Raw genomic sequence first — 18025 nt, 5'->3', positions numbered from 1 at the left:
CGCGGAAGATCGCCGCTTGGATCGGCGCGATCGGATGGATGCCGTCGACCGAGAAATACCCGCTGCAGTCCTGGGTTGCGGGCGGCGACAGGTGGTTGAAGCAGCCATCGGTCGGGAGGTGCGTGAACGGCGCGACACCGAACTTCTTGGGATCGGCCTGAAGCTGCGTGAAGAAGCTGTTGTAGCTGAATCGTTCGAGCGTCGTGCCGGTCAAGCCCGGCTCGATCGCGTCGAGACGCGCCTGGACGAGGGCGTCGAGGGCGAAGGCGGTCGCGTCGTCGTTCGGGATCCCGGTGACGAGGATGTGCGTCGCGCCCGTCGCGCTCAGCGTCGCGATGCTTCCCGCGAGCGTGTCGAGCAGCGCATTGGTGTAGTCGGTGACGTTGGCATAACCGCCGATGTTGCCCGCCTCGATGCCATAGACGTCGTTGCCGCCGTCATTGATGATGTAGAGCGCGTTCGGATCGGCAACATGCCCAGCGGCCGCGAGATAGCCGCCGACCTGCAAGGCCAGGTCGGGAATCGCGTCGCCGTCGTTGACGATGCGCGCGCCGCCGAACGCATAATTGGTGCCACCGCGCAGCGACGGCTTCGACAGGCTGCCGTAAAGCCGCTGGCTCAGCAGGTCGGTGTAGTCGGGGCCGTTGGTGAAGCGACCCGGGAAGTAACCCTTCGACGGCGGATCATACGCCCCGTTGGTCAGAAACGAGATGTTGCCGGCATCGACAAGGCTGTCGCCGAAGACAAATATCTTGTCGGGCTGCTGCGTGGCGATCGCCGGCGCGGCGGCTCCGGCAAGCATGGCGGCAGCAAGCAAAGCATGGCGTAGCGACATCAGGCGACTCCCCAAGATTATGATTGTCTTGGTTAATGCCGGAGCTACTGCCGTTTGGCCACTGCCAAATGTCACACGGTAATCGAGGTCCCGCGGTAAATTCGCGCTCGGTAGCGGCTGTCCTCGGCGTCGGGCAGCGGAGCCCCCGCGAGCAGCACCGCGCGGGCGAAGCGCCGGACCTCCTCGAGATGCTCCTCAAGGTTGCGCGGCTCCTCCGACCGCACGCGGCGGGTGAGGTTGATCTGGTTGACCGGCACGTCGTGGACCAGCCGCTCGTTCTCCACGGCCAAGGTGGCCGTGAACGCGTGGAGCGTCGTCTTGAAAAAATTGGCGAGTGCGAACGCCGGGCCCTTCTGCTCCATCGGCACGTCGGGAGAGACGAGGACGAGCTGGGCGTGGTCGATCAGCGACGCCTTGCGCGCGACGCGGAAGTGATGGGTCAGATTGCCCTCAACCAGTTCGGAAAAGGCTTCGGGAGGCAATGAATTGCCGAGCTCGAAAAGATAGTCGGGCAGTCCGGCAAACGGGGTCGAGACGATCGTCGTCGGCGCGCCCCACACCGTCCGCGCGTCGTCGAGGCACACCTCGATCTCGCCGTCGCAGATTTGGCTGACGATCGACCCCTGCGGCAGGTCGGCGAGGTGTGCCGTGATCGCCGCCGCGCCCGCCGCCGTCCGCGTCACGAGCACGACCTTGGCGACGCCGCATTGTTCGACGAAGGCGCGCGCGGTCTCGGCGAGATAGTCGACGAGGTGCTCGCCGATCAGCCACACCGTCCGCCCGCGCATCTGGTCGAGGCGCTCCTGCTTCGGTGAGCCGAACAATTCACGCTCGGTATTTGAGCGTTCGACGTTGAGGCCCCCCGACGGCATGAAGGTCTCGCCGCTGACCGCGCGGTCGGCGAGGAAGAATACCGTGGCCTGCGCGACTTCTGACTCGGTCGGCATCTTGCCGAGGTGGAGGAGCGACAGCACGCCGTTGCCGACCTTCGCCGCCTCGACCGCGATCTGCTTCGGCGGCAGGAAGGCAATATCGTCGGGGGGTACGCGGAGCAGCCAGCCGTCGTCGGGCTTGCCCGCGAGCAGCGGCGAGTCGAGGAAATGGCTGCCGAGCCGGAGCCGCGCGACGAGGCGCCTGGCCATGCTTTCGGTCATCAGGAAGCGGCCCCATGTGCAGTCGTCGGTCCCGGCGCGGGCGCAGTCGAGCGCGAGATCGCGGAGTTCGCGCGGGTTGTTGGTGTCGTGCGCCATCTGGGCGATGTCGTTGCGCGCGAGCCGCGACAGCACCGCCTCGACCCGGACGCCGCGGCGGATCGCCTTGACCGTCGCGGCGTGGACCGAATTCAACCGCTTGTTCTCGAGGATCAATTTGCCGCGCCGGTCGAACAGCCCCGGACGCCCGCCGACCCCGGCGAGCCGGTCGCCGTCGACCGGTCCGGGGGCGATCGCGTTGATCTGGACCTCGGGGCCGAGGAAGCGCCCCATCGTCTCGGCCATCGCCCGCTGCCCCGACTTCGACACGGCGTAGTCGGCGCGGTTGGGATAGGCGACCGCGAGATACTTCTCGCCGCCGAAGTAGCTCGAAACGTTGAGGATATAGCCGTTGCCCTGCGCCTTCATGCCGGGCACGACCATGTGCATCAGCGCATAGTTCGAGATGAGATTGGCGTTTAATGTGTACCGCCACGCATCGACGCTCATGTCGACGACCATCTCCTCGGCCCCCGACACCCCGGCGTTGTTGATGAGGTAGTCGATCCGCCCGAACGCCTTGATCGTCTCGTCGACCGCGCGCTGCAGCGTCTTGAGATCGCCGACATCGATCCCGCTGAGCGTCCGCACCCGGCGTTCGACGCCCGAGAAACCGACGTCCTCGAGCTCGCCGACGATCCGCGCGCGGGTGGTCGCCAGTTCACTCTCGCGGCGGGCGACGATCATCACCTTCGCTCCCGCCAGCGCGAGGAGGCGTGCGACCTGCCCGCCGATGCCGGCCGAGCCGCCCGTAATCAGCGCGACCTTGCCGAGGTGGAGCCCCGTGATGTTCTCGCTGAACCCGACCATCGCCTTGCGCGCGCCGGTCGCGTCGCCGATCGACGGCGGCAGGTACAGGTTGACCGAATGAATCTTGCGCTCCTTGAGCAGGGTCCGCGCCGCCTGTCCCGCCGCGAACGGCAGGTTCTCGGGCTCGGTGTTGCCGAAGCGGACGATCTGGTTACCCCATTCGAGCTGACGGCGGCGACCGTGGCTGACGTCGACCTCGCTCTCGTCGCGCCAGACGCGGACCAATTGCTCGATCATCGCGCGGTGGAAGTTGGTCCAGATGTCGTCCGCGCCGTCGCTGCCGTTGCCCATGAAGATGAAGCGCGGGTCGTGGACGAGGCTGTCGTGGCGCTTCCAGTAACGGCTCAACGTCCGCGCGACCGCGATCGACCCGACCAGTTCGTCGTCGACGAACGCGTCGACCGCCGCGTCGCTGGCGTCGGCGAGGGTCCCGGTGAAGTGGTCGGCGCCGTACGCCGGGAGGACTATCGCGCCGGTGATCGCGCAAGCGCGCTCCGTGAAGGCGTCGAGTTCGCGGTCCATCATGTCGTGGTCGGCGCGGTCGAACTGGACGACGGTGATCTTCGCCGCATCGCCGAGCATCCGGCGCGCATCGATCGCCTCGACCTCGCGAATGAAGCCGAGCAGGACGTCGGCCCCGCAATCGGCGTGAACGCGGGCGACCGCGACCGCTTCGGCGACCTGCGTCCCCGCGGTGACGACGACGCCTAAGCCGCCGCCGTCGATCGAGCGCATCGTCGGGCGCGACAGGTACGTCGAGCGTGATTCCTTGCGGACGGTCATGCCGTGAGTGACCTCGAAGTCGTGGCCATTGAACGCCGCGCTCTCGTCGGAGCCGAGGAAGACGCACGTCATCGCGATGTCGCGCGGGGTGGGGAAGGTCTTGGCGCGGGGGGCACCCTCGACGCTGCGCTCGAAGCTCATCAGGTCGAAAAACTGGCTGGCGGTGGTCCCGGCATCGTCGCCGCGCATCGTGTCCATCGCGGCAAAGACCGTGCGGATGCGCTCGCTCGCGATCGGCCCGGGGAACACGAGGTTGACGCGAATGCCGCGCGGCCCGAGCTCGAGGCTCAGCTCGCGTGACAGGGCGTTGAGCGCCGCCTTGGGCACGGTGTACGCGGTCCGCCCGTAATAATGCGTCCGGCTGAATATCGTCGAGACGTTGATGATCGACCCGCCCTCGGCCATCGCGCCCGCCGCGGCGCGGACCATGTTCCACGCGACGCCGAGGATGTTGCGCGCGGCGTCGCCGACCGTCTCGGTGTCGGTCGACCCCTCGGCCTGAAGCGCTTCCAAGTCGGCGCGGCTCAGCGGCAGGCGTTCGAGCGGCTGCTTCGGTCCTGCCGACCCGGCGTTGTTGACGAGGATGTCGATCCGGCCGTGGCGCTCGAGAATCTCGGCGATCCCGGCACGGCACGATGCGGCATCGGCCCCGTCCATGACGATGGTCGAGGTCGCGCTCTCGTCGGCCCCGGTGTCGGCACGTGCGGCGGCGGCGGCGGCGTCGATCCGCGCCTGCGTCCGCCCGGTGAACACCACCGTCGCGCCCTCGTTGAGGTAATGCCGCGCGATCTCCCCGCCGAGGTTTCCGGCTGCCCCGGTGACGAGTGCGACCTTGCCGGCGAGGCGGCCGACGCGGAGGGGCATCGTGGTGGGGGCGGTGGTGGTCTTCGTGGCCATCGGACAATCCTCCAAACTTCGTTCGTCATCCCCGCGAAGGCGGGGACCCATCGCCCCAACCGTTCGTGGTGAGGGTCCCCGCCTTCGCGGGGGTGACGGCTATTGAGCGAGCTGCGCCGCCCACGCTTCGAGCAGCGCATCTTTCCCGCGCAGCCCCGCCTCGGGCAGTGCGTGGTTGACGACGTACGTCGCGCCGCTGTGCTTATTGTCCCACATCGCCTGATGCGCGGCGGGGAGCCCCTCCCACGGCACCATCGTCGGCTCGGTGACGTCGAGCAGCCCGGCGGCGATCATGTCGTTCATCCGCGTCACCTCATAGGCATTGCACAGATGCGTCCCGCGGATTTCGGCCGACGGCATCACGATCCGCCGCTGCCGCGTCCACACCTGCGGCGCGTAGAAGGTGTAGCGCCTGTGCGCCATGTCTTCGGCATAGACGACGCGCCCGGTAAACGGCTTGACCAGCGCGGTCGTCACCCCGAGCGTATCCTGCCCCGCGCGCTCCATTACCAGATCGGGGGCACCGCGCGGATTGTCGGGCGAGCGCAGCAGCTTGCCGACCGCCGATCCGAACGGCTTCAACGTCTTGTCCTGATAGTCGCGAACGGCGGCGCGGAACGCCTCGATGTCGTCGCGCGCCTGCGGCAGGCGCGGCATCGCGTCGGGCCACGCGAAATTGCCGCCCTCGCGCCGCTTGATGTCCTCAAGGCTGACGACCCCGGCGAGCGCGTCCTCGAAGCCAAGCGACTGGATGAACTCGCGCTGCCCGTCGGTGGTGGTGACGACGACGGTGCGCGCCTGCACCGTCCGAGCCGCCTCGATCATCTCGAGCCCGACCTCGTCGAGCAAGGCGGTCGAGCGCGGGCCGTAGAACAGCAGCACCGCCTCGCCCGCGCGGATCTTCGCGCGGTGCAACGCCGCCTCAGGAGCGATGCTGCCCGACTTGCCGACGAAGCTGAAATGGTAGCCCGACGACGCGCCGTAGAATGCGAGTACGCCGCCCTCGGCGAGGAGCTGGAACGAGCGCGGGAAGGCGGTTTCGCCGGCGTGGCTGACGACGTAATCGGCGAGCTTGCCGTCGTTCTGCGCGCGATACTCGTCGACCAGCGGCTGGCCGGCGGCCTCCCACGCGACGGGGTCGTCCTCCGGCACCATCGTGTAAAGCGCGGCGAAGCGCGGGTCGGTGCGGTTAAGCGCGGCGGTCGCGCCCGCGCTGCGGACGTAATCAGCGCGGGCCTCGGACGAGACGAGGCCGGTCACCGCCAGCCCCGACTTGACTGCGGTCTTCATCGCGTCGTGCCCGGTCCCGGTCGCCGCGCCCTCGACGAACAAGGTCTTGCCCGGCGCGATATCGAGCGTCGTGAACAGCGCGCGATACACCGTGCCGAGGTTGAGGATGTACGACCCCGCCTGTTCGAGCGTCAGGTCGCCGGGGACGGAGTGGAGCTGCGGTGCCTGCACCGTGAGGAACTGCGCATGGCTCCCGGTCGGCGTCTCGTACCCCTGGATCGCGAAGTCGGCGAACATCGGATCGCGCCCGACCTGGGGGCTGAGCAGGTCGTTGGTCCCCGAATAGACCGCGACGAGGTCGCCAACCTTCAACCGCCCCTCGGCGCGCGCCTCGGAGCCGAGCGCCGCGACGAGCCCGACGCCGCCCGATCCGGTGGTCTGGTAGTCGTTCTCATGCCCCTCGAACGGCGACACCGGAATGCCGGTCAACGCCCAGATATCGTTGAAATTGACCTCCGAGCTCAGCATGTAGACGAGCGCGTCGTTGGGCGCGGGGCGGTCGACCGGGACGATGAGTTCGCGCTCATGGCTCGCGGGGTGGCCGAAGCGCGGTGCGCCGGTGTCGGCGTCGCGGGCGATGCCGAAGGCGTATTGGTGGCTAGGGATTGCCTGCACCCCGGGGAAGAACGCCGCGCCGACGGGGAGCAACTGGTTCATCGCCTCGAGCGCGCTGCCACGGCCCATATGCTCGCCGTCGACGAAGACGCCGTCGCGGCGGATCGGGAGGGGCGGCGATTTCTTCTCGAGGAATTCGCGGATTCCGGTCTTGCCGCCGTCCGGGTCGACGACCGCGGTGGCGAAAGCGTCGCGCTCGGCGGCGAGCCCTGCGGCGATGCCGTGCGTCAGCCCGGTGCGGATCGCGTGGATCGCTGCGTCACGCGCCGCGCCGCGCCCGGCCCAGTCGAGTTGGCGAGCGATGCGCTCGACGAAGGGGTCGGCGAGGGCGGTGTCGAGGTCGAGGTCCGACGGCTTGGCCCAAGCAGTGCGGGCCTCGATCCGCGTGGCGTGAGCCTCCGCGACCGCGCCGCCGCTCCCCTGCACGAATTCCCGCACCAGCGCGTGCGCCCGGCTGAGCGCGCTGTCGCTGCCGTCGGTTACCTTGTCGATCGCTCCGATCGCCAGTGCCGCCGCGGCGTCGATACTCCGCCCCCCAAGGATGAGGTCGAGCGCATCGCGCAGCCCCTCGGTCCCGCGCCGGTCGCCGAGCAACCGCGGCAGGCGCTGCGTCCCGCCATACCCCGGGATCAGCCGCAGCCGTATCTCGGGCTGGCCGAAGCGCGCGGTCGGCTCGGCGATCCGGTAATGGCACGCGAGCGCGAACTCCATGCCGCCGCCGAGCGCGACGCCCTGGATCGCGGCGATGCACGGCTTACCCATCGCCTCGATCTTGTTGAATGCGAGTTGGGCGTTGTTCGGCAGGACGCGGGCCTCCTCGACGGTGTGGATTTCGTCGAGGAACTGGCGGATGTCGGCCCCGGCGACGAAGCTCGCGGTGCCGTCGCCGGTAAATATCACCGCGACGACGTCGTCGCGCCGCGACAGGTGCTCCACGACGATGTTGAGCTCGTCGAGCGCGCGTTCGTTGAGCGCGTTGACCGGGGGGTTGGTGACGAACACCGTCGCCACCTTCTTGCCCGGCGCCACCGTGTTGTACTGGATGCGGAAATAACGGTAGCGCTCGAACAGTTGCTGGTCCTCGGACAGCTTCTGCTTGCGCTGCCACGCGTCGATCACGGTTTTCAGCGCGACGAGGCTGCCGGGGTTCTTGAGCGTCGAGGTGTCGCCGACGTCGGTCCCCTCGACCAATGCCCGGACCATCCGGCGGACGTATTTGCCCGAGCGTGTCTCGGGGAACTCGGCGACCTCGAGGAAATCCTGCGGCACCGCGACCGCGCCTTTCTCGGTGCGGACGAGGTCGGTCAGGCGGCGGCGGTCGTCCTGGGTGATCTTGCGACCGGGCGACGGCACGACGAAGGCGATCGGGGTCAGGCCTTTCTCGCGGTGCGGCGCGCCGACGACGAGGACGTTGCCGACCGGCGAGTCGGGGTCGAGCGCCTTGTCGCGGAGGATCGCGCCCTCGATCTCCTCGGTTCCCATGCGGTGGCCGCTGACGTTGATGACGTCGTCCGACCGCCCGTGGAGCGAGAACGAGCCGTCGGCGTGGCGCATCGCGAAGTCGCCCTGGGTGTACGCCCACGCCCCCGCCCAGCGGGTCCAGTAGCCGTTCTCCCAGCGGTCGGCATCGCCGCGCCAGCCGGGGGCAACGGTGTTGTCGGTGACGCTGAAGCTGTCCGAGCTCCACACGGTGCGCGCGAGATAGGGGTAGGGGGCGGCGATGACGACCTCGCCCTTTTCACCGGTTTCGGCGGGGCGGTGGGGGGCTCCGCCGAGGGTGGTGCGGGGGAAGGGGATAGCAGAGTTGGACTCGCCCTCGACCCAGACGTCGCCGACGATCCACGGCAGTGGGTAGGTGTGCGCATCGGGGCGGAGCGGGAAGTCGGCGTTGCCGTAGAAATGCGTCCACGCGATCCCGCCGTGCTCGGTCGCCCAGTACGAATTGATATACTGCGGCGTGACGTTGGCCATGCCGAACGCCTGCACCGCGGGGCTGGTCGGCTCGGCGCAGAAGGTCGCGACGCGCAAGCTACCCATGTCATAGGCGCGGATGTCGTTTAGATTCTGCGCGTCGGACATGACAAACTTGAGGAAGGTCACTCCCGCCTTGAAGATCGTCACCTTGTGGCGCTCGATCGATGCGGCGAAGCGCCCGGCGTGCGGGAAGACCGGCGCGCCCTCGCAGATGACGGTCGTGACCCGCGTCGTCAGCGCCGCCGAGATCAGGTAACTCTGTCCGGTAATCCAGCCGGGGTCGGCGACGACGTAGATGACGTCGCCGGGGCGCGCGTCGAACGCGACCGGCATCGTCGCGGCGATCCCGGCGGTATAGCCGCCGTGGACGTGGACGACGCCCTTCGGCTTGCCGGTCGAGCCGCTGGTGTAAATGAAGAACATCGGGAATTCGGCGTCGAGCGGGGTGACCGGCGCAAGGCTCCAGATCGCGGCGACGAAGTCCTGCGCCGGGAGCGTGAGCATCTCGGCCTCGGTCGCGACGCCTGCCGCGGCGAACAGCTTCGCCGCCGCCGGGTCGGTCAGCGCGTGGCTCCAGACGTCGCGTTCCGCGCGCCAGACGAGGTCGGGTTGCGCGGTGTGGCGGACGACGACGACTCGGTCGACGCGCGGTGGGGTGGCGACGAGCGCCTCGGCGACGGCGATGCGGACCCTGGCGGCGGCGGCGGCGTCGAGCTTGCCCGATTTGCCGAGTTCGGCGAGCGCGCGCCCGACGCCGCGCATGACGTCGCTGCGCTCGACGGTGACCTCGCCCTTGAGCGTGTCGGCGACGGCGGCGTCGATCGTCGCGGCGTCATCGGCGTCAAGGTCGAGCGAGGCGAGGCGTTCGGACACGATCGCCTTCGCCGCCGCGACCGGTGTGTAATTGTCGAGCGCGGGGTCGGTGTAGGCGGTCTTGAACGGGATGACCTGCGCGTTGCGGTAGCCGCCGTCGGCGGTGATGACGACGCGCGCACCGGCGTCATGGATACGGTCGCTCAGCGTCTTGTCGCTGAACCCGCCGAACACCGGGGTGTAGAGGATGCCGAGGCGCTTCGCCGCTTCGGTCCAGTAAATCTGCGCCGGGATCGACGGCATGTTGAGCGCGATGCGATCGCCGGGCTTGAGCCCGAGTTCCTGCAGCGCCAGCGCGCACTTCGCGGTTTCGAGGAGCAGCTTCTTGCGCGACACGGGATAGCAGTCAACCGGCGCGCCGCGGCCGTTGTCCGCCGCCATATCCCAGCGGTCACCCTCGAAGATCAGCGCCGCCTCGTCGCCATGGCCGGCCAGCACGTGGCGGTCGACCTCGGCGAAGCAGGCGTTCGTCAGCCCGCCCGAAAACCATTTGAAGAACGGCGCGTCGCTCGCGTCGAACGCGGTCGTCCACGGCGCGAAGTCGGCGGGAAGGTCGGCGGTCACAGGGGCGGCGGTGACCGCGTCCCACCCGCTCCATACGCCGTCGGCGTAGTTGAGCCATGCGTTGACGGAGGGGACGAACCAGTGGAGCGTCTCGCGCGCCATGTTGCCGTGGAACTTGCCCGGGTCGGCGAGGACCGCGGCGCGCATCGCCTCCCAGTCGGCGCGGGTGCGGACCGGATTGCTGACCGGGCGCGGCGCGACGATAGTCGCGGGCGAGGCTACGGGGTCGGCAAGCTCGATCATCACGCCTCGCTAGAATTGTACGGTATGGTTCGTTTGTGAGGGTCTATGGTAATTTAGTTCTCTTATCGAGCATTTTGAACATATATTATTACGCCGTGCAAGCGCTGCGGGCCGAAATTCCGTTGTGGTAGCGCAACCAAACAGGGTATTTATTAACCCGACGCTCTGCCGATTGCGACAAACCGTCCCATGTCAGAGGTCAGCGGGTGGCGGTTAGCGCAGTCACCACAATCGGAGAGATACCCCGGACGATCACCGCGACCCCGCCCGGAGTCGGATGCAGTCCGTCGCCGAGCTGCATCCCGCGCACCCCGGCGACCCCGTCCATGAAGAACGGATACAGGGGAACCCGATGCGCCTTCGCGAGCGCCGGGTACATCGCATCGAACGCGCGGACATAATCGCGCCCAAGATTCGGCGACGCGCGCATTCCGGCGAGGACGACCGGGATGCCGCGGCGCGCGAACTCGGTAAGCATCGCATCGAGATTGGCCTTCGCCGTCGCCACCGGCTCCCCGCGCAGCATGTCGTTCGCGCCGAGCTCGAGGACGACGAGGTCGGGTTTTGCCTTGAGCCCCGTCAGAACCCAGTTGAGCCGTGCGCGTCCCTGCGTTGTCGTATCGCCCGACACCCCGGCATTATGGACGCGGACGTCGTGCCCCTTCGCGCGCAACGCCGCCTCGAGCTGCGGCGCGAAACCTTCGCCGGGCTTGAGCTGGTAGCCCGCAGTCAGCGAATCGCCGAACGCGAGGATCAACTTGGCCGGGGCCGCGCTCGCCGCCGCGCCGGTCATCGCCAGCATAGCGGCGACGCACAGGTAGCAAAACGCGCGCCACGCGCCATATCGTGTCGTGCCAGTCCGCATCTATCGTTTCCCGGGAATTGCATGACCGACCATATCGTCATCGCCGCGCGCGATGTCACCCTGCGGCTCGGGAGCGGCGATGCCGCGGTCGAGGTGCTGCGCGGGATCGACCTCGAAGTTGTGCAGGGTGAGCGGCTGGCGATCCTCGGCGCGTCGGGATCGGGCAAGTCGTCGCTGATGGCGGTGCTGAGCGGGCTCGAACGCGCGACCTCGGGGTCTGTCCGAGTCGCCGGAGCTGATTTCTCCGCGCTCGACGAGGACGGGCTGGCCCGGGCGCGGCGCGGGCGCATCGGCATCGTCCTGCAGGCGTTCCATCTGATCCCAACAATGACCGCGCTCGAGAATGTCGCGGTGCCGCTCGAACTCGCGGGCATCGCCGACCCATTCGGGCGCGCGCGGGCCGAGCTGACCGGCGTCGGCCTCGGCCACCGTCTGTCGCATTACCCTACGCAGCTTTCGGGTGGCGAGCAGCAGCGCGTCGGCATCGCGCGCGCCACCGCATGCCGCCCGGTCCTGCTGTTCGCCGACGAGCCGACCGGCAACCTCGACGCGACGACGGGCGCCGCGATCGTCGACCTGTTGTTCGCTCAAGCCGCGGAAACCGGGGCGACGCTGGTTCTCATCACCCACGATGTGTCGCTCGCGGCGCGGTGCAGCCGGGTGATCGAGATGAAGGATGGGCGGATCGTATGATCGCCCTCCGCCTCGCCTTGCGTGAACTTCGCGGCGGCCTCGCCGGGCTGCGGCTGCTTGGCGTCTGCCTCGTCCTCGGCGTCGCCGCACTCGCCGGTGTCGGCAGCCTGAGCCGCGCGATCACCACCGGGCTGAGCGATCGCGGCCAGTCGATCCTCGGCGGCGACATCGCGGCGCAACTGACCCAGCGCCGCGCGACCGACGCCGAGCGCGCGGCGCTGGCGAAGCTCGGACCTGTTTCGGAGGTGGTCAAGCTGCGCGCGATGACCGGGCGGGCGGGGTCGGACGACCGCACGCTTGCCGAGGTCAAGGCGGTCGACGCGGCGTATCCGCTCTATGGCGCGCTGCGCCTAGCGAACGGCATGGCGCTGGTCCCCGGCAGCGTAGCGGTCGCCCCTGTGCTAGCCGACCGCTATGCCCTCCACGCCGGCGACCGGATCGCGATCGGGTCCGCAACCTTCAGCGTCGCCGGGGTCGTCGCCGACGAGCCCGACGCGACCGGCGACGGCTTCGCCTTCGGCCCGCGCGTGCTGATGCGGACGGACGATCTCGCCGCGACCGCGCTGCTCGAGCCGGGCAGCCTGTTCCGCGCCAGCTACCGGGTTCGCCTGCCCGCCAGCGTCGCCCCGAAGTCCGCCGCCGCGAGCCTCAAGGCAGCGCTCCCCGACACCGGCTGGACGCTGACCGACCGGTCGAACGGCGCGGCGGGCACGCGCCAGTTCGTCGAGCGGCTTGGCCAGTTCCTCACCCTCGTCGGGCTGACCGCGCTCGTCGTCGCCGGCGTCGGCGTCGGCAACGGCGTCACCGCGTACCTCGCGGGCAAGAGCACGACGATCGCAGCGTTGAAGGCGATGGGCGCGGGGTCGCGGCTGATCTTCCAGAGCTACCTATTCCAGATCGGCTTCGTCGCGCTCGTCGCCGTCGTCGTCGGCGCGGGCATCGGCGCAGCGGTGCCGTGGGTGATCGTGCAGGCTGCAGGCGACGCGCTACCGGTGCCGCCCGCGCTCGGCATCTACGCCGGGCCGCTGCTCACCGCCGCCGCCTACGGCCTGCTGATCGCCGCCGCCTTTGCCGTCGCCCCGCTCGCCCGCGCGCGCGACCTGCCTGCGGCACGCCTGCTGCGCGATACCGGCGAGGCGGCGCGCTGGCCCGGCTGGGGTCCGGCGGCGCTGATCGCGCTGGCGGGAGCGGGGATCGCCGGGCTCGCGGTCGGCCAGTCCGACAACCCCGAATTCGCCGCGATCTTCGTCGCCGCCGCGCTCGGCCTGCTCGCGCTGCTGACCGCGCTCGCGGCGCTGATCCGCTGGCTCGCTGCCCGCGCGCCGCGCCCAAAAGGAGTCCTAGCCCGCCTCGCGCTCGGCAATCTCCACCGCCCGGGAGCCCTGACCCGGCAGCTCGTCGTCGCGCTCGGCCTCGGTCTGACGCTGTTCGCGACGCTCAGCGTGATCGAGACCAACCTCGCCGGGCAACTCGACAAGTCGATCCCGACGCGCGCGCCGAGCTTCTTCGCGATCGACATTCCGACCGACGGCATCGACAGCTTCCGCGCCCTCGTCGCGCGCACTGCCCCGGGCGCGACGCTACGAACGGTGCCGTCGCTGCGCGGCCCGGTGACCGCGGTCAACGGCGTCCCCGTGGCGAAGCTCAAGGTGCCCGACGACGCTTGGATCCTGCGGGGCGACCGCGGCCTGAGCTACGCCGCCGCCTTCCCCGAACATAATGTCCTGACCGCGGGCAAATGGTGGCCCGCCGATTACGCCGGGCCGCCGCTCGTCTCGATCGATCAGGACGCCGCGACGGCGCTCGGGCTCAAGATCGGCGACACGCTGACGATCGCGGTCCTCGGCGTCGACATCACCGCGCGGATCGCCAGCTTCCGCAAGATCGACTGGCGCTCGTTCGGCTTCAACTTCGCGATCCTGTTTGCGCCGGGAACGCTTGAGGGCGCGCCGCACAGCTGGATGGCGACCGTCGCGATGCCGCCGGCCGACGAGAAAGCCTTTGCCGCCGCCGTCACCCACGACCTGCCGACGACGTCGCTGGTGCTGGTCAAGGACATCATCGGGCAGGTCGCGAGCGTCTTCGGGCAGTTGTCGGCGGCGGTTCGCGCGGCGGCGTCGGTGACCGTCGCCGCCGGCATCGCGGTCCTGATCGGCGCGCTCGCCGCGAGCCGCCAGGCGCGGATCTACGACGCCGTGCTGCTCAAGGTCCTCGGCGCGACGCGCGGGCAGATCGTCGTTGCGACGTTGCTCGAATACGCACTGCTCGCCGGGGTCGTCGCGGGGCTGGCGCTGCTGCTCGGGGCGGGGGCGGGGTGGTACGTCGTCACGCGGACGCTGCAGCTCGAATGGGCCCCGGCGTGGGGACCCGTGGTCGCGACGGTCGGGGTCGGGGCGGTCGTCACCGTCCTGCTTGGGCTGGCGGGGTCGTGGGCGGCGCTGTCGGCGCGGCCGAACACGGTGTTGCGGACGCTTTAGCGGTCAGTTGATATCGACTAGGATACCGCGCAGGGTGGTAAGGATGCCGGCGCTGACGTTGCCGAAGTTGACAGCCGGATAATCGATCTTCGCCGCAGCGAGCTTCGCGACGAAATCTCCGGCGCGGACCGCACCATGCGGATTGACCAGATCGATCGGGATCTTCTTTTGGTACGCCACATAGGCACCGAGCTTGAACATCCCTGGCTCGGTATCGCCGATGCAATAACACCAGGTCGAACTTATCTGTTGCCAGTACAGGATCGAATATGTTCCGAAACTGCCGCTGGTCGATTCGGGCATCGACTTTAGCTTGATTGCCTTTAGCGCGGTGCTAGAACTATACTTGAGGCCGCGCTTGATTTGTTTGGCCATCGAATTGTTGATACGCGAGAACGGGTGCGCAAGTTGGCTACGCCAGAATGTTGCGGGCGCGACGCCGCCTGGATGATCGACAAAGTGGCGTGAGTTGCAGGTGATGATCTCGACGTTTCGTAGACCAGGGTTGATGTCACGCCACGCCTTGATGAGCGCGATCATCGCCTGCGCGTTCCTGCCGCAAAGCGCGGTATCGTTGCCGTGCCCCCATAAAACCAATGTCGACAGCCCCGCCACGACGGCTGGGACGACGGTGATGATGTCGGAGACAGCGTCGTGCGCCAGCGAATTCATCAGCGTGTCGGCCCGGATCTTATGGTCGGCCTCGGACAATATCTGGATCGACGGCATCGACTTTCCCCCTTGGATTTGGCAGCGATCTATCACGGAAGCGTTACGATTAACATCTTCGGGATAGGGTCGAGGCGGCACGGCCGCCTGCTTGAAAACTTGCTCTCAAGCGCCGATATCAGTGTTGTTCGGTATATTGCCGATCCAATGGAGACCATGATGGCCAACCAGTTCGATCCCCGCGCCGCCTACCCGCGCGCGACCGGGCCGGTCGCGGACGGCGTGACGTTCGACGCCGGGCTGCGCACGTATATGCTGTCCGTTTACAATTACATGGCGTCGGGCGTCCTGCTCACCGGCGTCGTCGCGCTGCTGTTCGCGCAGTCGGGTCTGGTCTACTCGCTGTTCAACGAGGCTGGCCGCCCGTCGCTGCTCGGCTGGGTCGCGATGATCGCTCCGCTCGGCGTCGTCCTGACGATGAGCTTCGGCATCAACCGCCTGTCCGAATTCAGCGTCAAGGCGCTGTTCTGGGGCTACGCCGCGATCATGGGCGTGTCGCTGTCGACGATCTTCCTGCGCTACACCGGCAGCTCGATCGCAGTGACGTTCTTCGCCACCTCGGCATCGTTCGCCGCACTCAGCCTGTACGGCTACACGACCAAGCGCGACCTTGGCGCGATGGGCAAGTTCTTGATGATGGGCGTCGTCGGTCTCGTCGTCGCGATGCTGCTCAACGCGTTCTTCCCGTCGAACACCGCGTCGTTGATGATCTCGGCGGTCGGCGTGCTGTTGTTTGCGGCGTTGACGGTCTATGACACGCAGAAGATCAAGAACATGTACGACGTCGTCGGCAACAGCGACTTCCGCGGTAAGTCGATCGTTATGGGCGCGCTTACGCTCTATCTCGACTTCATCAACCTGTTCCTGTTCCTCCTCCGCTTCATGGGCGGCAACCGCAACTAGGCAGTTCGTGGCGATCTCGAAGGGCCTCGCGGGAAACCGCGAGGCCCTTTTTTGTGTCACACGTCCACCGCAGGAGCAAGGAGGGAGTTAGACGCGACCCCCTCTGCCCTACTTTATCTCAAAGATCAGGCACGACGACGTGCCGTGTGCGAGCACCTTGCCCGCAGCGTCGGTTAGCGTCCCGCGTACCGTCCCGACGCGCCGCCCGACGTTAATAACCTCACCGCGCGCGGTGACCGGTCCGGTCGCGTGGGTGATCGCGCGGACAAAGGTGATGTTGATGTCGATCGAGGTGTAGCCGATCCCGGCGCCGAGCATGGTATGAACCGCGCAGCCCATGCAACTGTCGAGCAGCGTCGCCGCATAGCCGCCGTGGACGCTGCCGATCGGATTGTAATGCTCGGGGCCGGGCATGCCCTCGAAGACGATGAAGCCGGGGCCGGCCTCGACCCCGCGCATGTTCATCAACCCACCGATCGGTGCCCCGGGGAGCGACCCGTCGATCATCCCGCGCATCAATTCGAGCCCGGTCATCGCACGGACGGCGTCGAGAGGCAGCGGCGCGCGAGCGACGTCGGTCACGGCTTGTTCTGGCGGCTGCATCGCAAGCTATCCGAGTGAGTCGTGCAACATCGCCGTCGTCCGACTCCACGCCAGATCGGCCGCCGCCTTGTTGTAGCGCTCGGCGGAGGTGTCGTTGTTGAAGGCGTGGTTGGCGTCAGGATAGACAAAGACCTCGTACTTGACGTTCGCCGCCTTGAGCGCGGCTTCGTACGCCGCGATGCCCGCGTCGATCCGCTGGTCGAGGCCGCCGTAATGGAGCAGCATCCGCGCCTTGATCGCGGGAACCAGCGCGACCGGCGGCTGCGGGCCGTAATACGCGACTGCAGCGCGCAGGCGCGCACCGGCGGCGCAGGCGACCGCGTTGACCATGCCGCCGCCCCAGCAGAAGCCGACTGTCCCGACCCGGGCGTTCGCGCCCCGGATCTTCGCCATATAGTCGAGCGTCGCGACGCCATCGGCGACCGTCGCGTCGCGGCCGAGTGCGCCGATCATCGCGCGCGCCTTGTCCTCGTCGGCGGGAGTGCCGCCGTCGGGCGAGAGAAAGTCGGGAGCGAGGACGATGAACCCTTCGAGTGCGAGCCGTCGCGCGACGTCGCGGATGTGCTCGGTCAGCCCGCGATTTTCGTGGATCACCATCACTGCGCCGAGCGTGAGCTTGTTGCTGACTGCCGGGCGGACGAGATAGCCGCTCAGGCGATGGACGGTGCCGCCGGGCCATTCGACCGTCTTGGCGATGACGCGCTTGTCGTCGTCGGCGACGATCGACGCGGCGGCGGGGGAGGCCTCGATCAGCGGCAGGATCGCCGCCGCCGCCGCGGTCCCGCCCGCGAGCCGCGCCAGCCCCGTCATCAGCGCGCGACGGTCGAGGCCCTCATGGGTGAAATGATCGTAGAGGTCGATCATCGCCTGGGTGATTTTCGGCGGGGTCATCGGATTTTCCTGTCGCGGACGGTCTCGAGTTGCATAGCATCAACGAGCAGTGGCTACATCTTGCCGCGCATCTCCTGCGGGAGCAACGCGTCGTCGATCTCGCGCGCGCGGATCGCAGCGGGGCGGTCGCGATGCCGGGCCGCATAAGTCGCGAGCGTCGGCCGATCCGTGATCATGCCAAAGGCGAGCCCGAAGCCGATCTGCGAGGTGACGTAGAGGTCGGTGGCGGAAAACCGGTCGCCGGCGATAAATTCGCGCCCGTCGACCGCGGTTTCGAGCGCATCGAGCGTTTCGGGGGTGCTCGCATAGCCGACCATCGCGCGCCGTTCGGGCGGCGGCACGAAGCCGAGCGATGCGTTGGTCATCGCCGGTTCGACACAGCCGGCGGCAAAGAACAGCCAGCGGTAATAGGCGCCGCGATCGCTCGGCGCGGGGGCGAGCCCGGCTTCGGGAAAGGCGTCGGCAAGATAGGCGCAGATCGCGGCGACTTCGCTGACGACGACGTCGCCGTGCGTGATCACGGGGACCTTCAACATCGGATTGAGCTTCCGGAAGGCATCGGCCTTCATCGACGTCGCATAGTCGAGGATCTCGGTCCGATACGGGGCCCCGACCTCCTCGAGCATCCACCGCACCATCCGTCCGCGCGACCGCGGGTTGGTGTAGAAGACGAGTTCGGTCATGGTCGCAATCCCCCCCTGGGTTCGGCGCAGCTTATCGCCGATGCGTG

Annotated in this window: 10 protein-coding genes and 1 pseudogene; 3 read left to right on the top strand and 8 right to left on the bottom strand. The window is 68.1% G+C overall.

Annotated elements, in window-relative coordinates:
- Nucleotides 1-61: 61 nt before the first annotated feature.
- The 4 genes and pseudogenes from KTC28_RS22930 to KTC28_RS17235 form a co-directional block, all read right to left on the bottom strand.
- Nucleotides 62-802 (bottom strand): annotated as a pseudogene (locus KTC28_RS22930) (SGNH/GDSL hydrolase family protein); the annotation flags it as partial.
- Nucleotides 803-906: 104 nt separating this feature from the next.
- On the bottom strand, nucleotides 907-4575 hold the full coding sequence (locus KTC28_RS17245; RefSeq protein ID WP_216709253.1) for an SDR family NAD(P)-dependent oxidoreductase: 3669 nt from the start codon (nucleotides 4573-4575) through the stop codon (nucleotides 907-909).
- Between the two features lie 99 nt (nucleotides 4576-4674).
- Nucleotides 4675-10134 carry an AMP-binding protein gene (locus KTC28_RS17240; protein WP_216709254.1) on the bottom strand — a complete coding sequence of 1820 codons (5460 nt, stop codon included), beginning with the start codon at nucleotides 10132-10134 and terminating at the stop codon, nucleotides 4675-4677.
- 199 nt (nucleotides 10135-10333) lie between these two features.
- A complete protein-coding gene (locus KTC28_RS17235; protein ID WP_439650106.1) occupies nucleotides 10334-10999 on the bottom strand; it encodes an arylesterase in 666 nt (221 codons plus the stop codon).
- A 21-nt stretch (nucleotides 11000-11020) separates the two neighbouring features.
- On the opposite strand from KTC28_RS17235, the gene KTC28_RS17230 reads away from it, so the two are divergent.
- Nucleotides 11021-11692: an ABC transporter ATP-binding protein gene (locus KTC28_RS17230; protein ID WP_216709255.1), complete on the top strand. Its 672-nt coding sequence runs from the start codon at nucleotides 11021-11023 to the stop codon at nucleotides 11690-11692.
- Nucleotides 11689-14169 carry an ABC transporter permease gene (locus KTC28_RS17225; RefSeq protein ID WP_216709256.1) on the top strand — a complete coding sequence of 827 codons (2481 nt, stop codon included), beginning with the start codon at nucleotides 11689-11691 and terminating at the stop codon, nucleotides 14167-14169. Before KTC28_RS17230 ends, KTC28_RS17225 begins: the two co-directional genes overlap by 4 nt.
- Before the next feature lie 3 nt (nucleotides 14170-14172).
- Here KTC28_RS17225 and KTC28_RS17220 read toward each other — a convergent pair whose 3' ends face one another.
- Nucleotides 14173-14898: a hypothetical protein gene (locus KTC28_RS17220; RefSeq protein WP_216709257.1), complete on the bottom strand. Its 726-nt coding sequence runs from the start codon at nucleotides 14896-14898 to the stop codon at nucleotides 14173-14175.
- Nucleotides 14899-15057: 159 nt separating this feature from the next.
- Here KTC28_RS17220 and KTC28_RS17215 point away from each other — a divergent pair, with 159 nt between their 5' ends.
- Nucleotides 15058-15801 carry a Bax inhibitor-1/YccA family protein gene (locus tag KTC28_RS17215; RefSeq protein ID WP_216709258.1) on the top strand — a complete coding sequence of 248 codons (744 nt, stop codon included), beginning with the start codon at nucleotides 15058-15060 and terminating at the stop codon, nucleotides 15799-15801.
- 108 nt (nucleotides 15802-15909) lie between these two features.
- Here KTC28_RS17215 and KTC28_RS17210 read toward each other — a convergent pair whose 3' ends face one another.
- From KTC28_RS17210 to KTC28_RS17200, 3 genes are read right to left on the bottom strand one after another with little or no spacing between them, the layout of a single operon-like run.
- Nucleotides 15910-16383: a PaaI family thioesterase gene (locus KTC28_RS17210; protein ID WP_216709259.1), complete on the bottom strand. Its 474-nt coding sequence runs from the start codon at nucleotides 16381-16383 to the stop codon at nucleotides 15910-15912.
- 27 nt (nucleotides 16384-16410) lie between these two features.
- The gene (locus KTC28_RS17205; protein ID WP_216709260.1) at nucleotides 16411-17295 is read right to left on the bottom strand and encodes a dienelactone hydrolase family protein; all 885 of its coding nucleotides are present in this window, start codon (nucleotides 17293-17295) and stop codon (nucleotides 16411-16413) included.
- A 53-nt stretch (nucleotides 17296-17348) separates the two neighbouring features.
- Nucleotides 17349-17978 (bottom strand): glutathione S-transferase family protein, encoded by a 630-nt coding sequence (locus tag KTC28_RS17200; RefSeq protein ID WP_216709261.1) that lies wholly within the window; start codon nucleotides 17976-17978, stop codon nucleotides 17349-17351.
- Nucleotides 17979-18025: the final 47 nt, after the last annotated feature.

The sequence above is a fragment of the Polymorphobacter megasporae genome, from assembly GCF_018982885.2.
Classification (GTDB): Bacteria; Pseudomonadota; Alphaproteobacteria; order Sphingomonadales; family Sphingomonadaceae; genus Polymorphobacter_B; species Polymorphobacter_B megasporae.
This window is presented reverse-complemented; position numbering and strand designations above follow the sequence as displayed.